This window comes from Micromonospora sp. CNZ295 (assembly GCF_004217535.1).
The window spans coordinates 903020-922500 of the sequence record NZ_SHKZ01000001.1 but is presented as its reverse complement, the minus strand read 5'-3'; the positions used below and the strand labels follow the sequence as shown (position 1 = coordinate 922500).

Genomic DNA, 19481 nt, shown 5'->3' with positions numbered 1-19481 from the left:
ACCCGAAGCGGAGTGATCTAGCCATGGGCAGGCTGAAGCGCGGGTAAGACCGCGTGGAGGGCCGAACCCACCAACGTTGAAAAGTTGGGGGATGACCTGTGGTTAGGGGTGAAAGGCCAATCAAACTCCGTGATAGCTGGTTCTCCCCGAAATGCATTTAGGTGCAGCGTCGCGTGTTTCTTGCCGGAGGTAGAGCACTGGATGGTCTAGGGGGCCCACAAGCTTACCGAAATCAGCCAAACTCCGAATGCCGGTAAGTGAGAGCGCGGCAGTGAGACTGCGGGGGATAAGCTTCGTAGTCGAGAGGGAAACAGCCCAGATCACCAGCTAAGGCCCCTAAGCGTGTGCTAAGTGGAAAAGGATGTGGGGTCGCATAGACAACCAGGAGGTTGGCTTAGAAGCAGCCACCCTTTAAAGAGTGCGTAATAGCTCACTGGTCAAGTGGTTCCGCGCCGACAATGTAGCGGGGCTCAAGCACACCGCCGAAGCTGTGGCACTCACACAGGTACTTCGCCGGCGCCCTTGTGGTGTCGGTGCAGGTGTGTGGGTGGGTAGGGGAGCGTCGTGCCGGGGGTGAAGCAGCCGAGTGATCGAGTTGTGGACGCGGCACGAGTGAGAATGCAGGCATGAGTAGCGAAAGAAGGGTGAGAAACCCTTCCGCCGGATGACCAAGGGTTCCAGGGCCAGGCTAATCCGCCCTGGGTGAGTCGGGACCTAAGGCGAGGCCGAGAGGCGTAGTCGATGGACAACGGGTTGATATTCCCGTACCCGCGAAGGAGCGACCCTGACGAACCTCGCTGTGCTAACCACCCAAACCTGACAAGGTCTTCGGACCGCGTTGGCGGAGCGTGGGAACCTGGCGGGTAGTAGTCAAGCGATGGGGTGACGCAGGAAGGTAGCTGAGCCCGGCCGGTGGTTGTGCCGGGGTAAGCGTGTAGGCCGTGCTGTAGGCAAATCCGCAGCACATGAGGCTGAGACGTGATGCCGAGCCGATTCAGGTGAAGTCAGTGATCCTATGCTGCCGAGAAAAGCCTCTAGCGAGTTCCGAGCGGCCCGTACCCCAAACCGACACAGGTGGTCAGGTAGAGAATACCGAGGCGATCGGGCGAACTGTGGTTAAGGAACTCGGCAAATTGCCCCCGTAACTTAGGGAGAAGGGGGGCCGGAGACGTGAAGCCCCGCGCGGGTGGAGCGTTGTATGGCCGCAGAGAGCAGGGGGAAGCGACTGTTTACTAAAAACACAGGTCCATGCGAAGAAGTAATTCGATGTATATGGACTGACGCCTGCCCGGTGCTGGAACGTTAAGGGGACCTGTTAGCCCGCAAGGGCGAAGCGGAGAACTTAAGCGCCAGTAAACGGCGGTGGTAACTATAACCATCCTAAGGTAGCGAAATTCCTTGTCGGGTAAGTTCCGACCTGCACGAATGGCGTAACGACTTCCCCACTGTCTCAACCACAGGCCCGGCGAAATTGCATTACGAGTAAAGATGCTCGTTACGCGCGGCAGGACGGAAAGACCCCGGGACCTTTACTATAGCTTGACATTGGTATCTGAGGCAGCTTGTGTAGGATAGGTGGGAGCCGGTGAAACTCGCACGCCAGTGCGGGTGGAGGCAATCTTGAAATACCACTCTGGTTGGTTCGGGTATCTAACTTCGGACCGTTATCCGGTTCAGGGACAGTGTCTGGTGGGTAGTTTAACTGGGGCGGTTGCCTCCTAAAAGGTAACGGAGGCGCCCAAAGGTTCCCTCAGCCTGGTTGGCAATCAGGTGTTGAGTGCAAGTGCACAAGGGAGCTTGACTGTGAGACTGACAGGTCGAGCAGGGACGAAAGTCGGGACTAGTGATCCGGCACTGGCATGTGGAAGCGGTGTCGCTCAACGGATAAAAGGTACCCCGGGGATAACAGGCTGATCTTCCCCAAGAGTCCATATCGACGGGATGGTTTGGCACCTCGATGTCGGCTCGTCGCATCCTGGGGCTGTAGCAGGTCCCAAGGGTTGGGCTGTTCGCCCATTAAAGCGGTACGCGAGCTGGGTTTAGAACGTCGTGAGACAGTTCGGTCCCTATCCGCCGTGCGCGTAGGATACTTGAGAAGGGCTGTCCCTAGTACGAGAGGACCGGGACGGACGAACCTCTGGTGTGCCAGTTGTCCCGCCAGGGGCACGGCTGGTTAGCTACGTTCGGAAGGGATAACCGCTGAAAGCATCTAAGCGGGAAGCTCGCTTCAAGATGAGGTATCCCACCACCTCCGGGTGGGTAAGGCCCCCAGCTAGACGACTGGGTTGATAGGCCGGAAATGTAAGCCCGGTAACGGGTTCAGTTGACCGGTACTAATAGGCCGAGGACTTGACCCACAAAGCTGCTACGCGTCCACTGTGCAACTCCCGACAAACGAACAACACCCACCCCAGCAGGTGGTCGAGTTGTTTGACATGTCGATAGAGTTACGGCGGTCATGGCGGAGGGGAAACGCCCGGCAACATTCCGAACCCGGAAGCTAAGCCCTCCAGCGCCGATGGTACTGCACCCGGGAGGGTGTGGGAGAGTAGGACACCGCCGGACAACCTTCCCGTTCAGGGCCACCCACCAGGGTGGCCCTGAACGCGTTTCCGGAGCATTTTCCCGTCACCCCTGCGGAGCTTCCCCCCGCCCGCGGCGCCGCTTGGCGACATACGGCAGGGCGAACAGGTACAGGCCGGTGAACAGGAGCAGCGCGAGCGGGAACAGCGGGACGTAGGAAACCCACTCGATCGGATCCTCCTGCGCCAGGGCGATGAACGTGACCACGACGGTCAGTGTGAACGCGATGGCCAGCCAACGGTGGAACTGACGGATCGACTTGTTCCAGTTCATGGAAACCTCCAGGGAAAGGCGTGAGCCCGGGCCACAAGGCAGGCCGGGCGACCTGCACCCTGGCCACGCTAATGGCGACCCGAACACCGGAGCTTCTCGATTCCTGACCGGTGCGCAAGGGCCGCTTCCGTGGCGACACCCGATACCGACAGGGCCCTGCGGACCAGCAGCGCGGCGGCGCCGGCCGGGCGGCCCGGGTCGCGTGGCCCGAGGCGGAGCACGGTGTGCGTACGCAGAAGAAAGCCCCGCCGGCCGCAAGCCGGCGGGGCTTCGCGGTGCGAGCCTGGGACGGCGGTCAGGACGGTTCGGGGCCGCAGATGAACCGCGGCTCGGCGTCGTAACGCCAGGTGAACTTCTCCCGCTTGACCACCTTGCCGCCCTTACGGAAGACCCGGTACGCGTCCTGGGTGAAGCCGTCGCTGCCGGCGGCCGAGATGCACTTCGGGCCGGGCTCCAGGTAGACCGTCCTCGGCTTGGTGATGTTGCGGCGCGGGCTGTACTCGGTCTTCACGCTGTCCCAGATCTTCGTGCTCCAGATCGACACGGTGATCGTGTTCGACGTGTAGGAGGTGTCGATCAGGACCCCGTAGTCGGTGTTGTTGCGGAACTTGAAGTCCAGATCCGGGTAGAAGATGGTCGACTCGATGACGGCCGGGTAGCGGCTGAAGTAGTACGAGTGCGGCTTGTGCTCGACGTCCTCCAGACCGGCGTAGTACGTGGCGTTGAAGAGGGTCGTGGTGAACTGCGAGACGCCGCCGCCGACGCCCGGCACCAGCTTGCCGTTCAGGATGACCGGGGCGTCCTTGTAGCCCTGAGCGTAGCTCCGCTCGCCCGTGTGCCCGTTCAGGGAGAACGTCTCGCCGGGCAGCACGAGCGTGTTGTCGACGTCCTTGGCGGCGGTGATGATGTTCTGGCTGCGCGGCGAGGAGAGCCCGCCCGGAAACCGGGTGCTGAAGGTGGAGACGCGCTCCGTTATGCCCAGCCCCGCCAGCTTCGCCGCGGTCAGCTCCGGCTGCGCCGGCTTGAGGGTGCCGGTGACCCGGCGGTCGTCCGTCCGGGGCAGGACAGCGAGCAGGGCCTCCCCCAGCGTCGCGGTGTCCAGCTGCTTGCCGGCCCTGCCCTCGGTGATCTTCGGCTTGCCGCCGGCGAGCGTGATCCGGGCGTCCTGCGGCGGGACCTCGACCTTCGCCAGCTCGCCGCCGAGCGCCGCGCGCAGCCGCTTGACGTCCACCGTCGCGGCCAGCTTGCCGCTCTCGTCGGCGGTGAACCGCAGGCTCTTCGCGATCGCCTTCGGTGGGATGGAGAGCGAGCCCTTGTCCGTCGTCAGGGTCACCGGCGCGGCCACGGCCGGCTTCGCCAGCTCGGCCACCATCCGGTCCACCTCCTCGGCGGTGGTCGCCGGGTGCGTCTCGACCAGCGGGACGGTGATCGGCTGGCCGCCCAGCCAGCCGTCCCGGACCACCTGCGCCGACCGCTCGGCGTCGAGCGCGAGGCTGGGCTTCGGGTGGACCGCCTTGGGGGTCAGGTTGCTCCAGGTGATCCCCGGCATGGTCATCTTGCGGCCCTGGTCGCCCATGACGTCCTTCAGCGCCGCGTCGAGCCGGGCCGCGTCCACCGTCACCACGGGCTCGACGGCGCGGGAACCCACCAGCCGGTCGACCGCGTGCGCCTGCGCCTCGACCGCGGCCGCCACGGTGGCCTCCACGTCGACCCGCAGGCCCACGTCGGCCGGGTTGATCTCGGCGCTGCGCTCACCGACCTGCACGGTCACCGGGGCGGCCAGCTCGGCGGCCCGCCGGTCCAGCGCCGCCTGGAGTTCGCGGGCGGCGTCCGCGCGGCTGCGGCCACCGAGCTCGGCGCCCAGCACGGTCGTGCCCCGGGGGACGTCGCCGGCGTACGCGTAGGCGCCGACACCGGCGACGGAGGCGAGCACCACCGTGGCGAGCCCGGCGGCGAGCAGTACGCGGGTGCGGGCCGGCCGCCGCCCGCCGCGCCCTCCGGGCGCCGGCTCCTCGACGGGCCACTGCACGGCCTTCACCTGCACGGTGGGCCGGTCGTCGGCGGGTGGCATCTTTTCGCCGTACAGGGTCACAGTCACCTCGATCGGGGGCATACCACACGGGCGGGTTTCCCGCCGCAGGGAACTACGGTAACCAACGCGCCCGGGCGGCGGCAGCCTGCGCCCGCCCGGATGCGCCGAAGCGTGTCGCAGCGCCACCCGCTCGTCGCGCGCCGTGTCCGCCATGGAACGGTGGGAGACATGCGAGCGGACGAGGCGGTCCTGGCGTACGGCGGCGGTTGGGTGGACCGGGCGGGGGCGCTGCGCGCCGACCCGGAACGGACGGCGGCTCTGCTGGCCGAGCCCGGCACCCGGGTGGTGCCGCTCTGGCGGGACCGCTGCCTGGTCGCCGGGGAGGCGCCGGTCCGGTTGACCGGCGAGTCGGCGGCCGGGGCGTGCGCCGTCGCCGACCAGGTCGTCTTCCTGGGGCTGGACGAGGGGCGGGCGGTCTTCGCGGCCGACCTCAGCACGCTGACCGAGGACGCCGCCCGCGAGGTGGCCGGCGCGACCGGCGCGGTCGACGTCCGCGGGCTCGCCGGGCGGCTCACCCCCGCCGAGGCGGCCACCCAGGCGTACGGGCGGGGCCTGCTGCACTGGCACCGGCGGCAGCGGTACTGCGGTTCGTGCGGCGAACCGACCGCGGCCCGCGACGCCGGGCACGTACGCCGCTGCGTCGGGCCGGACTGCGACCGGCTGTTCTTCCCCCGGATCGAACCCGCCATCATCGTGCTGGTGGAGGCGCCCGGGTCGCCCGACCGCTGCCTCCTGGCCCGGCACGCCGGCGCGCCGGCGGGGGCGTACTCGACGCTGGCCGGCTTCGTCGAGGTGGGCGAGAGCCTGGAGGACGCCGTCCGGCGGGAGATGGCCGAGGAGGCCGGCGTGGTCGTGACCGACGTCGCGTACCAGGGCTCGCAGGCGTGGCCGTTCCCGGCGGGGCTGATGGTGGGATTCCGGGCCACCGTCGCGTCCGACGAGATCCGGGTGGACGGGCTGGAACTGCTCGAGGCGCGCTGGTTCACCCGGGACGAGTTGCGGGCGCGGGCGGCTGCGGGCCGGCCGCTCGGTCGGGTCGACTCGATCGACCGGCACCTGCTGACCCGCTGGCTCGCCGAGGGCTGAGCAGCATCACGAGCGCCGTCCCGGCGGCGACGGCGAGGGCGCTCCACATGATGCCCGCCAGGCTGCGCGGCGCGACGAGCGTCGCCAGCCCGGCGAGGGCGAGCGTCGCCACCCAGAGGGGTGCGGACGGCGACCGCACGCCGGCCGCGATCCTGGCGTTGACGAGCACGAACACCAGCGCGTACAGGGCGCCGGTGGCGGCGAACCAGGGGGCGTACCGGCCCAGGGACGCGTAGTCCCCGCCGCCGGCCAGCCGGAAGGCCAGACCGCCGGCCAGCGCCGAGGCGAGCACGAGCAGGACGCCGCAACCGCCGACGACGGCGAGCGCGACGGTGCGCGCCCGACGGTGCCCGACGGCGAGCCGGGGCAGCGCGAGCACGGTGACCACCTGCGGCGCCCACAGGGCGCCCTTGGTGAGGACGGTGCCGACCGCGTACGCCCCGGACTCCGCCTCCGGCAGCAGCTGCCGCGCGAGGATCAGGTCCGCGTACGACACGACGAGCATCGCCAGCGCGGCCGTTCCGGCGCTCAGGACCCGGCCGATCCGCAGGCCGAACTGTTGCGGGCCGTCGACGGCGGTCCGGCGACCGCGTCGGGCGATCGAGGCCAGCACGGGCAGGGCGGCGTACGCGGTGAGGAGGCCGCACCCGAGCGTGGCGACGACGTCGGCGCCGACCAGGAGGGCGGCGACCATTCCGGCGTAGCGGCCGAGCGCGAGCGCGCCCATGCCCCAGGCGAGGCGGACGAAGCGTTCCTCGCCCTGGAGTTCGCCGAGCCAGCCGCCGGCCAGGACGACCGGCACGGTGAGGCCCACCAGCAGCGCGATGACCACGACCGGCAGTCGGAGCGTGACGCTGAGCAGTGGCGCCGCCGCCGCCAGGGCGCCCGCGGTGACCGCGGTCGTGACGATGCTCGCCCGGGTGGCCGACGCACCGGGCTGCCGCGCGCAGTGCACCGCGACGGCCATCTGGAGGCCCACCCCGGTGACGCCGACGATGGCGACCAGGGCCAGCACGGTGGCCAGGATGCTGAGATCCTCGGCGGGGAGACGCCGGGCGCCGAGCATCGGCACCAGGTACGCGAACCCGTTGGTGACCGCGGCGGCGATCGCGACGGCCGCGCCGGCCGCGCCGAGCCGGCCAAGGCCGGAACCGGCCGTCGTCTCTGTCATCGTGCCTCGTTGGGGGTAGCGCCGCCCGGTGCGCAGGTCGTCGGGGCACCGCGCCCCGCCCTGCTGGTCGGTGGTCGTCTGGCAAACTACCGCCAGCGTCGGCCCGTGCCTAGGGCGTGCCCTGGAACCCGTCGAGCCGAGACGGCCGTCGCGGGCGGGCGAGGATGCGGGTGACACGCCCTGGGGGCGTCGGGAGACCGTTGGGGGTTCGAGTGCGCCGACCGTCAGCGCGGCCGGTGCCGGCCGGGGCGGCCGGCTGGCGGCGGTGGTGGCCGGAGGCGGTGCTCGGCGTCGGCGTGGTCCTGGCGATCCTCGGCCCGGTGCTCCGGCGCGGCTTCCTGCTCCGGTACGACCTGGTGTTCGTGCCCGACCCGCCGTTCGGCCCGATGGTCTGGGGCAGCGGCGGCGAACTGCCGCGGGCCGTGCCGAGCGAACTGCTCGCCGTGGGTCTGGCCCACGTGGTGCCGTCCGACGTGGCGGAGAAGGTGCTGCTCGCCGCTGCCCTGGCCCTCGCCGCGGTCGGCGCCGCGCGGCTGGCCCCGGTCGGTCACCCGGCCGCCCGGATCGCGGCGGGCCTGCTCTACGTGTGGAACCCGTGGGTGTACGGGCGGCTGCATCTCGGGCAGTGGGCGATCCTCGCGGGCTACGCGGCGCTGCCGTGGGCGTACGCGTGGGTGGTGAACGTGGCGCGGCGGCCCGTGCGCGAGGGCGCGGCGGCGGAGCGGGACGGCGACCCGCGCCCGCCACGTCGGCGGGTGGCGGTCGCGGGCGGGCTGGCCGTGGTGCTGGGCGGTCCGGCCCTGGTGCTCTCGGCGGTGTTGATCTGCGCCCCGGCGCTGGCGCTGGCCCGCCGGTGGCGGGCCCTCGCGGCGGGCGCGGCGACGCTCGCCGGGTTGACCGCGCCCTGGCTGCTGGCGCTGGTTGACCGGTCCGGCGCGCTCGCCGTCGACGAGCGGGGGGTCGGCGCCTTCGCGGCGCGGGCGGACACCCCGCTCGGAGTGCTGGGCAGCGTGGTGACGCTGGGTGGGATCTGGAGCCGCAACGCGGTCCCGTTCGGGCGGGACCGGTGGCCGGTCGCGGTGCTCGCGCTCGTGCTCGCGCTGGCGGCCGGCTGGGGTTTCGTCCTGCTCCGCCGGCGCTGGTCGGCGTCGCTCCGATGGGGTCTGCTGGTCGGCGCGGCCATCGGCACGGTGCTCGCCGTGCTGCCGGCCGTCCCGCCGGGCGAACGGTTGATGGTGGCGCTCGTCGACGCGGTGCCCCTGACCGGTGCCGCCCGGGACGGCACCCGGCTGCTGGCGCCGTTGGCATTGGCGCAGGCGGTGGGGCTGGCGGTGCTGGTCGAGCGGTTGGCGCCGGTGGGCGGCCGAGCGGTGGCGTCCCTGGTGGCGGTCGCTCCCGTTCTGCTCGTGCCCGGCCTCGCCGGGGGGCTCACCGGGCAGCTGCACACCTCGCACTATCCGGCGGAGTGGGCGGCGGTGCGGGCGGTGGTCGACGCCGACCGGGTGGGCGGCAGCCTCCTGTCGCTGCCCTGGTCGTCATTCCGGGCCTACCCCTGGGCCGGGAACGTGCCGGTTCTCGATCCGGCGCCGCGGGCGTTCCGGCGGCCCGTCGTCGCCGACCAGGACGTGCTGGTGGGGCGCGAGCGGATCCGCGGCGAGAGCCGGCAGGCGGACCGGGTCGCGGCCGTGCTGGCGGCACCGGGCGATCCGGTGCCGGCGCTGCGCCGGCTCGGCGTGCGGTACGTCCTCATCCAGAATGATCAACCGGGCGCGGCGGAGGCGCGGGCGCGCTTCCCGAACGCCGAATTGGTCCGACAGGATGCCGCATTGACGCTGATCCGTCTCCCAAGTGACGGTTCGGAGGCCCCTGCCTGGACTGTTGGGATAGTTCCCGTGATGGGCTATTCGGTACTCGGGGGCACCCTGCTGATCGCCCTTCTGCACCCCACCAAACGCTTCCGGCGCGTGCTACTGTCCGGTCACTTGTGTCGAAGGGACCGTCAATGAAGGCATCCTTCAACCCGCTCCTGACCGCCATCGTGGCGGCGGCGGTGGGCGCTGTGCTGGGGATTCTGGCCGTTTCGCTTGGGACGTCGGTTGCCACCGACGCCAGGCCGGCCAAGGTGGACCAGCCGCTCATCGTGTACGGCGAGCGCTGACGGCGCTTCATGGAGGCCCGCCTCCCTGAGGCGCCGTCGTGCGTCGTGCTCGACGTCGTCGTCCCCTCGTACAACGAGGAGAAGCGCCTGCCGGATACGCTCGTCGTGCTCCGAGCGGCACTGGCCGACCTCGGTGTTCCCTGCCGGGTGACGGTGGTCGACAACGCGAGCACCGACGGGACGGCCCGGGTCGCGGTCGAGGCTCCGGACGGGCCGGTCCCGGTGCGGGTGCTGCACTGCGCCGAGCGGGGCAAGGGCTTCGCGGTGCGCGCCGGGGTCCTCGCCAGCGACGCGCGGTACGTCGGCTTCTGCGACGCCGACCTCGCCACCGCGCTCGACGACCTGGGGCAGGTGCTGCACCTGCTCCGGGACGGCGCCGACGTGGTGGTGGGTTCCCGCGCCCATCCGGGGTCGACGGTGGAGGACCGGCACAGCCCGCTGCGCCGATGGGGCGCCGTCGCGTTCCGGGGCGCCGTCCGACAGATCGTGCGGACCGTCGGCGAGACGCAGTGCGGCTACAAGTTCTTCCGTGGCGACGTCGCACGCCGGGCGTTCGAGCCGCTGCGGTGCGGCGGCTTCGCGTTCGACGTAGAGGTGCTCGGTCGTGCCGAGCGGGCCGGTGCCCGGCTGGTGGAGATCCCGGTCAACTGGGTCGACGTGCCCGGCTCCACCTTCTCCACCCTCCGGCACGGTTGGCGCAGCTTCGTCGACGTGGCGGCGATCTCCTGGCGGCTGCGCCGGGCCGAGACCGCTCCCGCCGCTTCGTCCGTACCCCCGGTCGTCAATCTCCCGGTCTCGCCCGACGTGACCAGCGGCGCCGCCGTGGGCCTGCGGCCGTGACCGTCCCGTCCGCCCGCACCGCTCCCGATTCCGTCCTCGACACCGGCCTCGCGGGGCGTCGGGTCGCGGTGCTCAACTGGAAGGACCCGTGGCACCCGGACGCCGGCGGCGCCGAGGAGTACGCCTGGCGGGTGGCCCGCGGCCTGGTCACGGCCGGTGCCGAGGTCACCTTCGTCACCGCCCGCGCCGCCGGCCAGCACGCCGGTGAGGTGCGCGACGGAGTCACGATCGTCCGCGGCGGCGGTCGGTGGAGCGTCTACCCGCGGGCCCTGGCCTGGCTGCTGCGTCGACGGCGCCGGTTCGACGCGGTGCTCGACTGCCAGAACGGCATCCCGTTCTTCAGCCCGCTCGTGCTGCCCCGCCGGGTACCGGTGGCGTGCGTGATCCACCACGTCCACGACCGGCAGTTCCGGCTCTACTTCGGTCCGCTGGTCGGCCGGTTCGGCGCCTGGCTGGAGGGCCCGGTGGCCCGCCGCGTCTACCGCCACGGCGTGACGCTCGCCGTGTCCCCCTCCACCGCCCGGGCCGTACGGGACCGGCTCCGCTGGGCGGCGCCGGTGGTCGTGGTGCCCAACGGGTCCGAGGCACGGGCCGGTGCGCCTTCGCGGGCCCGCGACGGCCGGCCCCGACTGGTCTGCGTCGGCCGGGTGACCCCCCACAAGCGGGTCGACCTGGTGGTCGACGCCGTGGCCCGGCTCCAGGCCCGGCGGCCCGACCTGACCCTCGACGTGGTGGGTGGCGGGCCGGACGTGGACCGGATCCGCCGGCACGTCGCCGACCGGGGGCTGGCCGACGTGGTCACCGTCCACGGCCATGTGCCGGCGCAGCGCCGGGACGCCCTGGTGGACGCCGCCTGGCTGCACGTCACCGGGTCCTGGGGCGAGGGATGGGGGCTCGTCGTCGTGGAGGCCGCGGCGGCCGGGCTGCCCACGGTCGCCTTCGACGTGGAGGGGATCCGCGACGCCGTACGCCCGGGGCGTACGGGGTGGCTCGCCGTCGAGGGCGACGACCCCGCCGGCAGCCTCGCCGACTGCCTCGACCGGGCGCTCGATCAGCTGGCGGAGCCCGGCAACGCCGACCGGACGGCCGCGGAGTGCCGGCGGTGGAGCGGTTCGTTCCGGTGGGACGACACCGGCCGGCGGGTCCGGGACGTCCTGGGTGACCTGCTCGCCCCGCGGGCCGTGCCGTGGGCGACCGACGACACCTGCCTCGAGGTCCGCACCGACGCGCCGGACGACCTGCTCGCCCGGATCACCCCGCTCCTTCCCCGTACCCGGCGGGTCGCCGTCGGCGCGGACTCCCTGTGGCTCCTGGTCCCGGCGGCGGATCCGGCGGCGGTCCGGGACGTACTGGCCCGGGCCGGCGTGCCGGCCTCGGCCGTCACCGGGCGGGTGCCGTCCACCGACGAACTGCTCACCGGCGCTCCGGAATGGCAGTGCTGAGCGGCTGGAGGGCCGCCCGACGCACCACCGGAGCATCCGCCACACCGGTGTCCGTGGCGGTGTGGCGGCTGCGGGAGCTGCTGGTCTGCCTCGCCCTGATCGGCCTGTGCGTCACGCAGGAGCCGGGGCTCGTCGTACCGGACACGAAGCTGGACATGGCCGTCGACCCGGGCGGTTTCCTCGCCCGCGCCGCCGAGCTGTGGACGTCGGGTTGGCAGTTCGGGACGCTCCAGAACCAGGCGGTCGGCTACTTCTTCCCGATGGGGCCCTTCTTCGTCCTCGGCGAGGCGATCGGCCTGCCGACCTGGTTCGTCCAGCGGCTGTGGATGGCGGCCCTGCTCTGCGTCGCCTTCACCGGTGCGGTGCGGCTGGCCCGGGCCCTGGACATCGGCGGTCCGGCGACCCGGCTGGTGGCGGGCGCGGTGTTCGCGCTCTCGCCCCGGGCGCTCACCCTGGTCGGCACGGTCTCGCTGGAGCTGCTGCCGTACTGCGTCGCGCCGTGGGTGGTGCTGCCCCTGGTGCGCGGGGCCGCCGGTGGTTCGCTGCGGCGGGCGGCAGCGCTGAGCGGCCTCGCGGCGGTCTGCATGGGTGGCGCCAACGGGGCCGCCGCGGCCTGCGCGGTCCTCCCGGCCTTCCTGTACCTGGTGACCCGCCCACCGGGTCCGCGCCGGCGACGCCTGTTCGCGTGGTGGACGCTCGCCATGGCGGCGGCCACCTCCTGGTGGCTGGTGCCGCTGCTGCTCCTGCAGAACCACGGCTTCCCGTTCCTGCCGTACACCGAGAGCGCGGCCGTGACCACCGGCCTGAGCGAGCTGCCGGCGGCGGTCCGTGGCGTCACCCACTGGGTCGGCTACCTGGCCGTCGACGGCGTGCCCTGGTGGCGGTCGGGGTGGGCGCTGGTCACGGTGCCGTGGCTGGCGGTCGCCACCGCGCTGATCGCCGCGCTCGGGGTGGCCGGTCTGGCCCGCCGGGACCTGCCCGAGCGGCGGTTCCTGCTGACCGCGGCGCTGGTGGGGCTCCTGGCGCTGACCGCCGGCAACCTCTCCCTGGGTGGCGCGGCGTTCGCCGCGAACGTGCGGGAGATCCTGGACGGCTCGCTCGCCGCGCTCCGCAACCTGCACAAGTTCGACGTCGTCATCCGCCTCCCGATGGCGTTGGCCGCCGCGCACCTGCTGGAGAGCGTCGGGCGGATCGCCGCCATCCGGCGGTTCCCGCGGCCGACCACCGTGGCGCCGAGACGCGCGGCGGTCGGGCTGACCGCGGTCACCCTCGTCGCCATGGCCGCCGGCGCCGGCACCGCCGGTCTCGCCGCGCACGGCGGGTTCCCCGGGCTCCCCGAGCACTGGCGGCAGACGGCCGCGTGGCTCGACCGGCACGCCGGGCACGGTACGACGCTGCTGGTGCCGGGCTCGAACTTCGCCGAGTACGGCTGGGGGCGTCCGATGGACGAGCCGCTGCAGCCGTTGCTGGAGTCCCGCTGGGCGGTGCGTTCCCTCGTCCCGGCCGGCTCCGTGGGCAACGCCCGGCTGCTCGCCGCGATCGACGAGCGGCTGGCCGCCGGCACGGTGTCGCCGGGCCTGGTGGACGTCCTCGGCCGGCTCGGCGTGCGCTACCTGGTCGTGCGGAACGACCTGCGGCCAGCGGTCGGCGCGACGGCGTGGCCGGTGGTCGTGCACCGGACCCTGGACAACGCGCCGGGGCTGTCCCGGGTCGCGCAGTTCGGGCCCACCGTCGGGGCGGACCCGGACTTCGAGGGGGCCTGGGACTACGGGCTGCACCGGCCGTACCCGGCGGTGGAGATCTACCGGGTCGACCGCCCGGCACAGCGCGCCAACCTGCTCGACGCGTCCGAGCCACTGAACCTGGCCGGCGCGCCGGAGACGTTGCTGGACCTGGCGGACGCCGGGCTCCTGGACGACCGGCCGGTGATCCTCGACGGTGACCCAGGCGCCCCCAGCGGGGCGCCCAGCATCCTGGCGGACAGCCTCCGCAACCGGGAGGTCGACTTCGGTCTCATCCGGGGGAACGTCTCCCGGACGTTCACACCCGACGACGAACCGCGCCAGCCACGTGCGGTCCACGACGTCGTCGACCCGGCCTGGGAGCCGTCGACGACCACCGCCGCGTACGACGACGGGATCCAGGTACGGGCGTCGTCGACGGCCGCGGACGTGGCCGGCCCGGCCGGACTGCGCGACCCCTCGGCCGGGCCGTACTCGGCCGTCGACGGGGACACCGCCACCGCCTGGTTGTCCGACGGGGCGCACAAGCCGGTGGGCCAGTGGCTGGAGGTACGGTTCCCGCGCCAGATCCGCGCCGACTCGATCCTGTTGCAGGCGGTCGAGGACGAGGTGATCGGTGAACCGGTGACGCGGGTCCGGGTCAGCACGGCCGCCGGGTCGTTCCTGCACTGGGTGGTGGGTTCGGGCCGCGATCCGGCGCGCCTGACGCTGCCGTCCGGGCCGACCGACTGGGTTCGGGTCACCATCGACGGGGTCGCCGACCTGGACGTCCCCGGACGCCGGGTGGGAATCCGCGAGCTACGCATACCGCAGGTCGACCCGAACCGGTACCTGCAACTGCCGGAGGTCCCCGCCGGCTCCGGCACGCCGGAGATCGTCTCCCTCGCCCGGCGGACCGGCGATCGCCCGGCCTGTACGCCGACCGGCGACCACTACGTCTGCGCGCCCGACCTGATCCGGCAGGGCGAGGAGGTGGGGCTGGACCCCCGCCGCTTCACGCTTCCGGCGGACTCGACGGCCCGGATCACCGGCCTGGCCCGGCCGACGCCGGCCACCGCGCTCGACGCGTACGACGAGTTGATCGGCGGGCCCCGGTTCGAGACGTCGAGCAGGTGGTTCGCCGATCCCGTCGCCTCCGCCCGGGCCCTCGGCGACGGCGACGACGGCACGGCGTGGTGGGCCGACCCGGACGATCAGCAGCCCAGGATCACGCTCCGCTGGCTCGGCGTGCGGAAGGTGAGCTGGGTCCGGCTGCGCTTCCCGCCGTCCCTGGTGGCGGCACCGCCCAGGACGGTACGGATCACCGGCGACAACGGAATCCGCGAGGCGACCGTCGGGCTGGACGGAGTCGTCCGCTTCGAGGCGCTGCGGACGCGGAGCCTCTCCATCGCCGTGACCTCGTCCGTGTCGCGGGTGAACCGATCGACCGCGCTGTTCGAGCCGCAGGTCCTGCCGGTGGGGCTCAGCGGGGTGGACGTCGAGGGCGTGTCCGAGGCGAACGAGTCCCGGGATCTGTCCCGTACGGTGACGCTGCCGTGCGGCGAGGGGCCGACGATCGTGGTCAACGGCGCGAAGGTTGCGACGACCGCCACCGGCACCCTGCGGGACCTGCGGGATCTGCGTCCCCTGCGGTACCAGGCGTGCACGCCCGGTGGCAGGACGGCCACCGGCCCGACGACGGTGCGGTTGCCGGCCGGCCCGAACGAGGTGTCCGCCCCCGCGGCACGGTTCGTCGTCGACAGCGTCGTGCTGGACAGCGGCGCGCCCCGTGCCGCCGACGACGACGAGTCGTACCTCCGGACGTTGTCCGTGGCCGGCTGGAACGACCGCCACCGGACGGTCGAGGTCGGTGCGGGCGACGCGGGCTACCTGGTGGTCCCGGAGAACGCCAATCCGGGCTGGCGGGCCACCCTGGACGGCGTACCGCTCCAGGCCACCCGGGTCGACGGCTGGAAGCAGGCCTGGATCGTGCCGGCGGGCGCCGGTGGCCGGGTCGAGCTGCTCTTCACGCCGGGTGAGCAGTACCAGCTCATCCTGCGGATCGCCGCCGGTCTGCTCGTGGTGCTGCTGATCGCGGCGGTCGTGCCGGGGCGGCGCCACCGGCCGGCGTACCCGGTGGTGCCGGACACGATGCCCACCGCGCCGCTGCTGGCGGTCGGCGTTCCGGCGCTGCTCGGCGGGCCGGTGGGTCTGGGGTGCGCGCTGCTCGTCGTCGCCCTGCACCCGCGCCGGGTGCCCCGGCCGGCGTGGATCTGGCTGCCGGCGCTCCTCGGCCTCACCGCCCACGCGACGGAGCGGTGGTGGTCGGTCCGGATCGGTTCGGAGCCGCTCGCCGAGCTAGTCGGCGCGGTCCCCGCCGGCCTGCTGCTCCTCGCCGTCGCCGCGCTCGTGCTGCGGTACCGGCGGGTCCGCGGTCGCTACGAGACCCGCCGGGAGCGCCGCCTGGCCCGCTGGCGCCGACGCCGCGCCCTGAAGCGCGGGGACGCGGGCCGGGACGTCGACCTCGACCAGCGGCGGGACGACGGGCTCCGGGAGGTCGGCCGCCTGCCGGGGCCGGCTGTCGACGCGCCGACGCAGCCGCTGCAGCGGCCGCTCGATCAGGTAGTAGCTGAGGGTGGCGGCCGGGACGGTGAGAACGAAGCTGACCAGCAGGAGACCCCAGAACGAGCTGTCGAACCGGGTGAACCCGAGCAGCCGGAGGCAGGCCTCGATGGCGAGCAGGTGCCAGAGGAAGATGCCGTACGAGATCCGACCGAGGAACCGGATCACCGGATGGCCGAGGAAGGCATGCGGTAGCCCGGCCGTCCGCGGGCCGACGAGGGGCGCGACCGCGAACCAGACGACCAGGGCGAACAGAAGGTGCTCGGTCAGCGACTCGACGGCGGTGGCGGGTTCGAGCGCCCGGGGGCCGGCGATGGGGGTGCTGGCGATCCAGAGCAGCACGCCGGCGACGAGCCAGGACGTCCCGGGCGCGAACGTGACGACCCGCAGCCCGCGCGGCGTGGTGAGCCACAGGTCCCCGTCGTCCCGGACGGTCCCCGGTTGGAGCCCGGTGATGAACGGTGTCGCCTCGGCGCCGACCGGCCAGGACGCGAGGACGGCGAGCACCATGCCGAGACCGAACCAGTCCAGATAGGCCGGCAGCCAGACCACGGAAAGCCCGGGCAGCGCGGAGTCCGGCGCGTGGGCGTACGCGTTCCAGACCGCCCCGGCCAGGATGAGCAGCACGCCGAGCAGCAGTTGCCGCCGGGCGCGGGCCCGGGGCGTCCGGCCGCCCAGCCCCCGCCCGAGGGCGGCGAGCAGCGGCAACGCGAGGTAGAACGCCACCTCGGTGGCCAGGCTCCAGGTCTGCTCCATGCCGACCGGCAGCCGCAACGGCTGATAGACCTGCAACAGCAGCAGCGGGATCGCCCAGTCCCAGAGCGACCGCAGGTAGTCGATGTTGAGCCAGACCAGCGCGACGGCGGCCATCGCCCAGTAACCGGGGAGGATGCGCAACGCGCGGTGCCAGAGGTAGCGCCGGACGGACGGCTGCGGGTGCCGGTGAATGGTCGCGCTCGCGAACGGACGGTAGAGCAGAAAGCCGGAGAGGGCGAAGAAGAGGGCCACTCCCACATCCAGCCGGGCGAGCAGCCCGCCGAAGTGCCCCAGCGAGTTGGTCAGGCCGCTCAGGTAGGAGACGTGGTGGACGAGGACGGCGAGGACGGCCACCGCACGTAGCCCCTCGAGCGCCGGCGACCAGCCGGTACGCGGACCGCCCGGCCCCGCCTCCCGGCCGGCCGGGACCGGCGTGACAGGTCCGCCCACTGTTCCTCGAATTCATGATCGTACGACCGGACGAATGCTTACGGCCGAGGGGCCGTATAGCGCAGGAAGACGCGTCGGACCATATCCGAAATCACGCGCATCAGGTACTGTCAGCCGGCCGACTACTGGACAGTAAGGAGGAGCTCCATGCGACCTGCGCCGGGTGCCGTCTTGGTGGCGGCGGGCACGTTCCTGATCGTAGGGGCCTTGGCTATGCCGCTGTACGTCGCGCCGGCGCTCGTCAAGGTGCCCCTCGACCAGAAATCGGTCACCCACTCGAAGGCCGAGAACGCCACCGTCCTCGACTTCGCCACCCTTTCCGAGCGGACCGGGGTGAACTTGACGGCCTCCCGCGCGGTGCGCGGCGACGTCGAGGCCGGCAACTCGGAACGGGCGGTCTTCGACGTCGGTGTCACCGTGACCGACGACGCCGCCGCCGACCCCGCCGCCGACCCGATCACCTACAGCTCGGACCGGGTGGCGCTCGACCGGCGCACCGCCGAGGCGATCGCCTGCTGCGGGGAGAACATCAACGGCACGGCCGCCAAGCACGAGGGCCTGACGTACACGTTCCCGTTCGGTACGGAGAAGAAGACCTACGAGTACTTCGACAACACGGCCCGGCAGAAGTACCCGATCGACTACGTCGGGACCGAGGAGATCCAGGGCCTGACCGTCTACAAGTTCGAGATGACGGTCGAGCCGGTCCAGATCAGCCAGATCGACGTTCCGGGGCACCTGGTCGGCTCGACCGAGCCGATGGTGACCGCGGGTCGGTACTACGCCAACACCCGTACCGTCTGGGTCGAGCCGGTGTCGGGCGTGATCGTGAAGGGCCAGGAGAAGCAGCTCCAGACCCTGCGGGACCCGGGCGGTACCGATCGGATCAAGATCATCGACGCGACCCTGACCTTCACCGAGGACACCCAGAAGCAGCAGGCCGACGTCGCCAAGGACGCACGCCGCCAGATCAACCTGCTGACCGTCGTGGCGCCGATCGCGCTCGCCGTGCTGGGCGTGCTGCTGGCGCTGCTCGGGCTCCTCATCATCCTGCGGGCCAAGCGCAGCGGGGCGGCCGCGGCGCCGGCCGCCGGTGACGACCGGCCGATCGAGGACGGTCCGACCGAGGCCGCGGACGAGCCGGTCGACGAGCCGAGGGTGCCGGCTCAGGGCGGCAAGCACGCGGAGCGTACCGACGCCTGACCCGTACCCTGCCGTACTGCACATCGGGCCGGTCGACCTGAGGGTCGACCGGCCCGACGGCTGTCCGGGGAAGGCTACCGGCGGCTTGGCGCGTACCGGATCGTGCGGATGGCTAGCGGCGGCGCAGCGCGTACCGGCTGCACAGCCAGTCCTCGGTGTACGGCAGGTCCGGTCGCCGGTCGACGATCTCCCCGCCGTGCGCGGCCACCAGCCGTGCCAGGTCGGTGTGCGGCACCGGCGTCATCCGCATCGGGGCCGGGTAGCCCAGCACCCGGCGCTGGGCCCAGCCGATCAGCCGGAACGGCGCGAACCGCCAGATCAGGCCCTTGAGGGTGCGGGCGGGCTCGGTGGGCAGCCCCACCACGGCGACGCCGCCCGGGCGGAGGACGCGGAGGAACTCGGCCAGGTAACGGTCGACCGCCGGCCGGGGCAGGTGCTGCAGCACCAGGGCGCTGTAGACCAGGTCGAAGTGCCCGTCGGGGAACCGGCTGAGGTCGGGTGCGTCGTTGAGGACGAACTCGATGCGCCCGCCCGTCGGGTCGAGCCGGCGTGCGGTCTCGAGCATGGACGGGGCGATGTCGACGCCGGTCACCTGCTGGGCGTGGGCGGCGAGTGCCTGGGACAGCCGGCCGGCACCGCACCCGAAGTCGAGCGCCCGCTCCCAGCGGGTGGGCAGCCCGAGCCGCTCCAGCCAGCCGACCGTCTCCTCGACATCGGCGCGGCCGGTGGCGAGGAACTCGTCCACGTCCCACCGGCCACCGCGCTTGCCGGGCTGGACCAGGACGGCCCAGAGCGGGTCCTCGGCACCGAGCGTGGTCCAGTCGCGGCGTACGTCGTTCAAGCTCACCGGCAAACAGTAGGTCATCGGGGCCGGCCGCCGGCAGGCCGTACGTCCCGCCGTCGACCGGCCGAACGGACAGCCAGATCTGGCCGGAAGGTCCAATTGCGACATCGCTACTTTACAGCCGTTATCTGATTGTAATGCGTCGATCGGAGTGCCCCGGCCCATCGCCGCGCGGTCGACGAAAACCCGAGCTGGCTGCGGTAACGCGGCCTCGGGCGGGGCGGGCGGCGGCGTCGGCTG

General features: G+C 72.2%; 11 protein-coding genes, 2 rRNA genes and 1 pseudogene (1 of these 14 cut by a window edge). 9 read left to right on the top strand and 5 right to left on the bottom strand.

Going from position 1 to position 19481, the window contains the following annotated elements; genetic code table 11:
- Positions 1–2357: ribosomal RNA gene (locus EV376_RS04305) — 23S ribosomal RNA — on the top strand (it extends 752 nt beyond the left edge of the window).
- A gap of 91 nt (positions 2358–2448) precedes the next feature.
- Positions 2449–2565 (top strand): 5S ribosomal RNA (gene rrf, locus EV376_RS04300).
- Positions 2566–2628: 63 nt separating this feature from the next.
- Here rrf and EV376_RS04295 read toward each other — a convergent pair.
- Together EV376_RS04295 and EV376_RS04290 are read right to left on the bottom strand one after the other, a co-directional pair.
- Positions 2629–2856 (bottom strand): hypothetical protein, encoded by a 228-nt coding sequence (locus EV376_RS04295; RefSeq protein ID WP_130320856.1) that lies wholly within the window; start codon positions 2854–2856, stop codon positions 2629–2631.
- A gap of 295 nt (positions 2857–3151) precedes the next feature.
- On the bottom strand, positions 3152–4954 hold the full coding sequence (locus EV376_RS04290) for a VanW family protein (protein ID WP_130320855.1): 1803 nt from the start codon (positions 4952–4954) through the stop codon (positions 3152–3154).
- 162 nt (positions 4955–5116) lie between these two features.
- On the opposite strand from EV376_RS04290, the gene nudC reads away from it, so the two are divergent.
- Complete coding sequence (gene nudC, locus EV376_RS04285; RefSeq protein ID WP_130320854.1) at positions 5117–6034, top strand: NAD(+) diphosphatase; 918 nt, start codon at positions 5117–5119, stop codon at positions 6032–6034.
- Here the strand turns inward: nudC and EV376_RS04280 are convergent.
- The gene (locus tag EV376_RS04280; protein WP_130320853.1) at positions 5931–7205 is read right to left on the bottom strand and encodes an MATE family efflux transporter; all 1275 of its coding nucleotides are present in this window, start codon (positions 7203–7205) and stop codon (positions 5931–5933) included. The two genes, nudC and EV376_RS04280, sit on opposite strands and share 104 nt — an antisense overlap.
- Before the next feature lie 212 nt (positions 7206–7417).
- On the opposite strand from EV376_RS04280, the gene EV376_RS04275 reads away from it, so the two are divergent.
- The 5 genes and pseudogenes from EV376_RS04275 to EV376_RS04260 all read left to right on the top strand — a co-directional run.
- Positions 7418–9211, top strand: a complete 1794-nt coding sequence (locus tag EV376_RS04275) for an MmpA family trehalose lipid delivery protein (RefSeq protein WP_130320852.1) — start codon at positions 7418–7420, stop codon at positions 9209–9211.
- Positions 9208–9363, top strand: a complete 156-nt coding sequence (locus tag EV376_RS30065; RefSeq protein ID WP_165437952.1) for a hypothetical protein — start codon at positions 9208–9210, stop codon at positions 9361–9363. Before EV376_RS04275 ends, EV376_RS30065 begins: the two co-directional genes overlap by 4 nt.
- A 9-nt stretch (positions 9364–9372) precedes the next feature.
- Positions 9373–10203, top strand: a complete 831-nt coding sequence (locus tag EV376_RS04270) for a dolichyl-phosphate beta-glucosyltransferase (RefSeq protein WP_130320851.1) — start codon at positions 9373–9375, stop codon at positions 10201–10203.
- Positions 10200–11645, top strand: a complete 1446-nt coding sequence (locus EV376_RS04265) for a glycosyltransferase family 4 protein (protein WP_165437951.1) — start codon at positions 10200–10202, stop codon at positions 11643–11645. Before EV376_RS04270 ends, EV376_RS04265 begins: the two co-directional genes overlap by 4 nt.
- A pseudogene (locus EV376_RS04260) lies at positions 11633–14866 on the top strand (alpha-(1->3)-arabinofuranosyltransferase domain-containing protein); the annotation flags it as partial. The gene EV376_RS04265 and the pseudogene EV376_RS04260, both read left to right, overlap by 13 nt.
- A gap of 858 nt (positions 14867–15724) precedes the next feature.
- On the opposite strand, the gene EV376_RS30700 reads toward EV376_RS04260, so the two are convergent.
- Positions 15725–17194: an acyltransferase family protein gene (locus tag EV376_RS30700; RefSeq protein ID WP_165437949.1), complete on the bottom strand. Its 1470-nt coding sequence runs from the start codon at positions 17192–17194 to the stop codon at positions 15725–15727.
- A gap of 147 nt (positions 17195–17341) precedes the next feature.
- Between EV376_RS30700 and pgfA the strand changes: the two genes are divergently transcribed.
- A complete protein-coding gene (pgfA, locus tag EV376_RS04250; RefSeq protein WP_130320847.1) occupies positions 17342–18397 on the top strand; it encodes a cell envelope lipid trafficking protein PgfA in 1056 nt (351 codons plus the stop codon).
- Positions 18398–18509: 112 nt separating this feature from the next.
- Here pgfA and EV376_RS04245 read toward each other — a convergent pair whose 3' ends face one another.
- Complete coding sequence (locus EV376_RS04245; protein WP_207228041.1) at positions 18510–19244, bottom strand: methyltransferase domain-containing protein; 735 nt, start codon at positions 19242–19244, stop codon at positions 18510–18512.
- Positions 19245–19481: the final 237 nt, after the last annotated feature.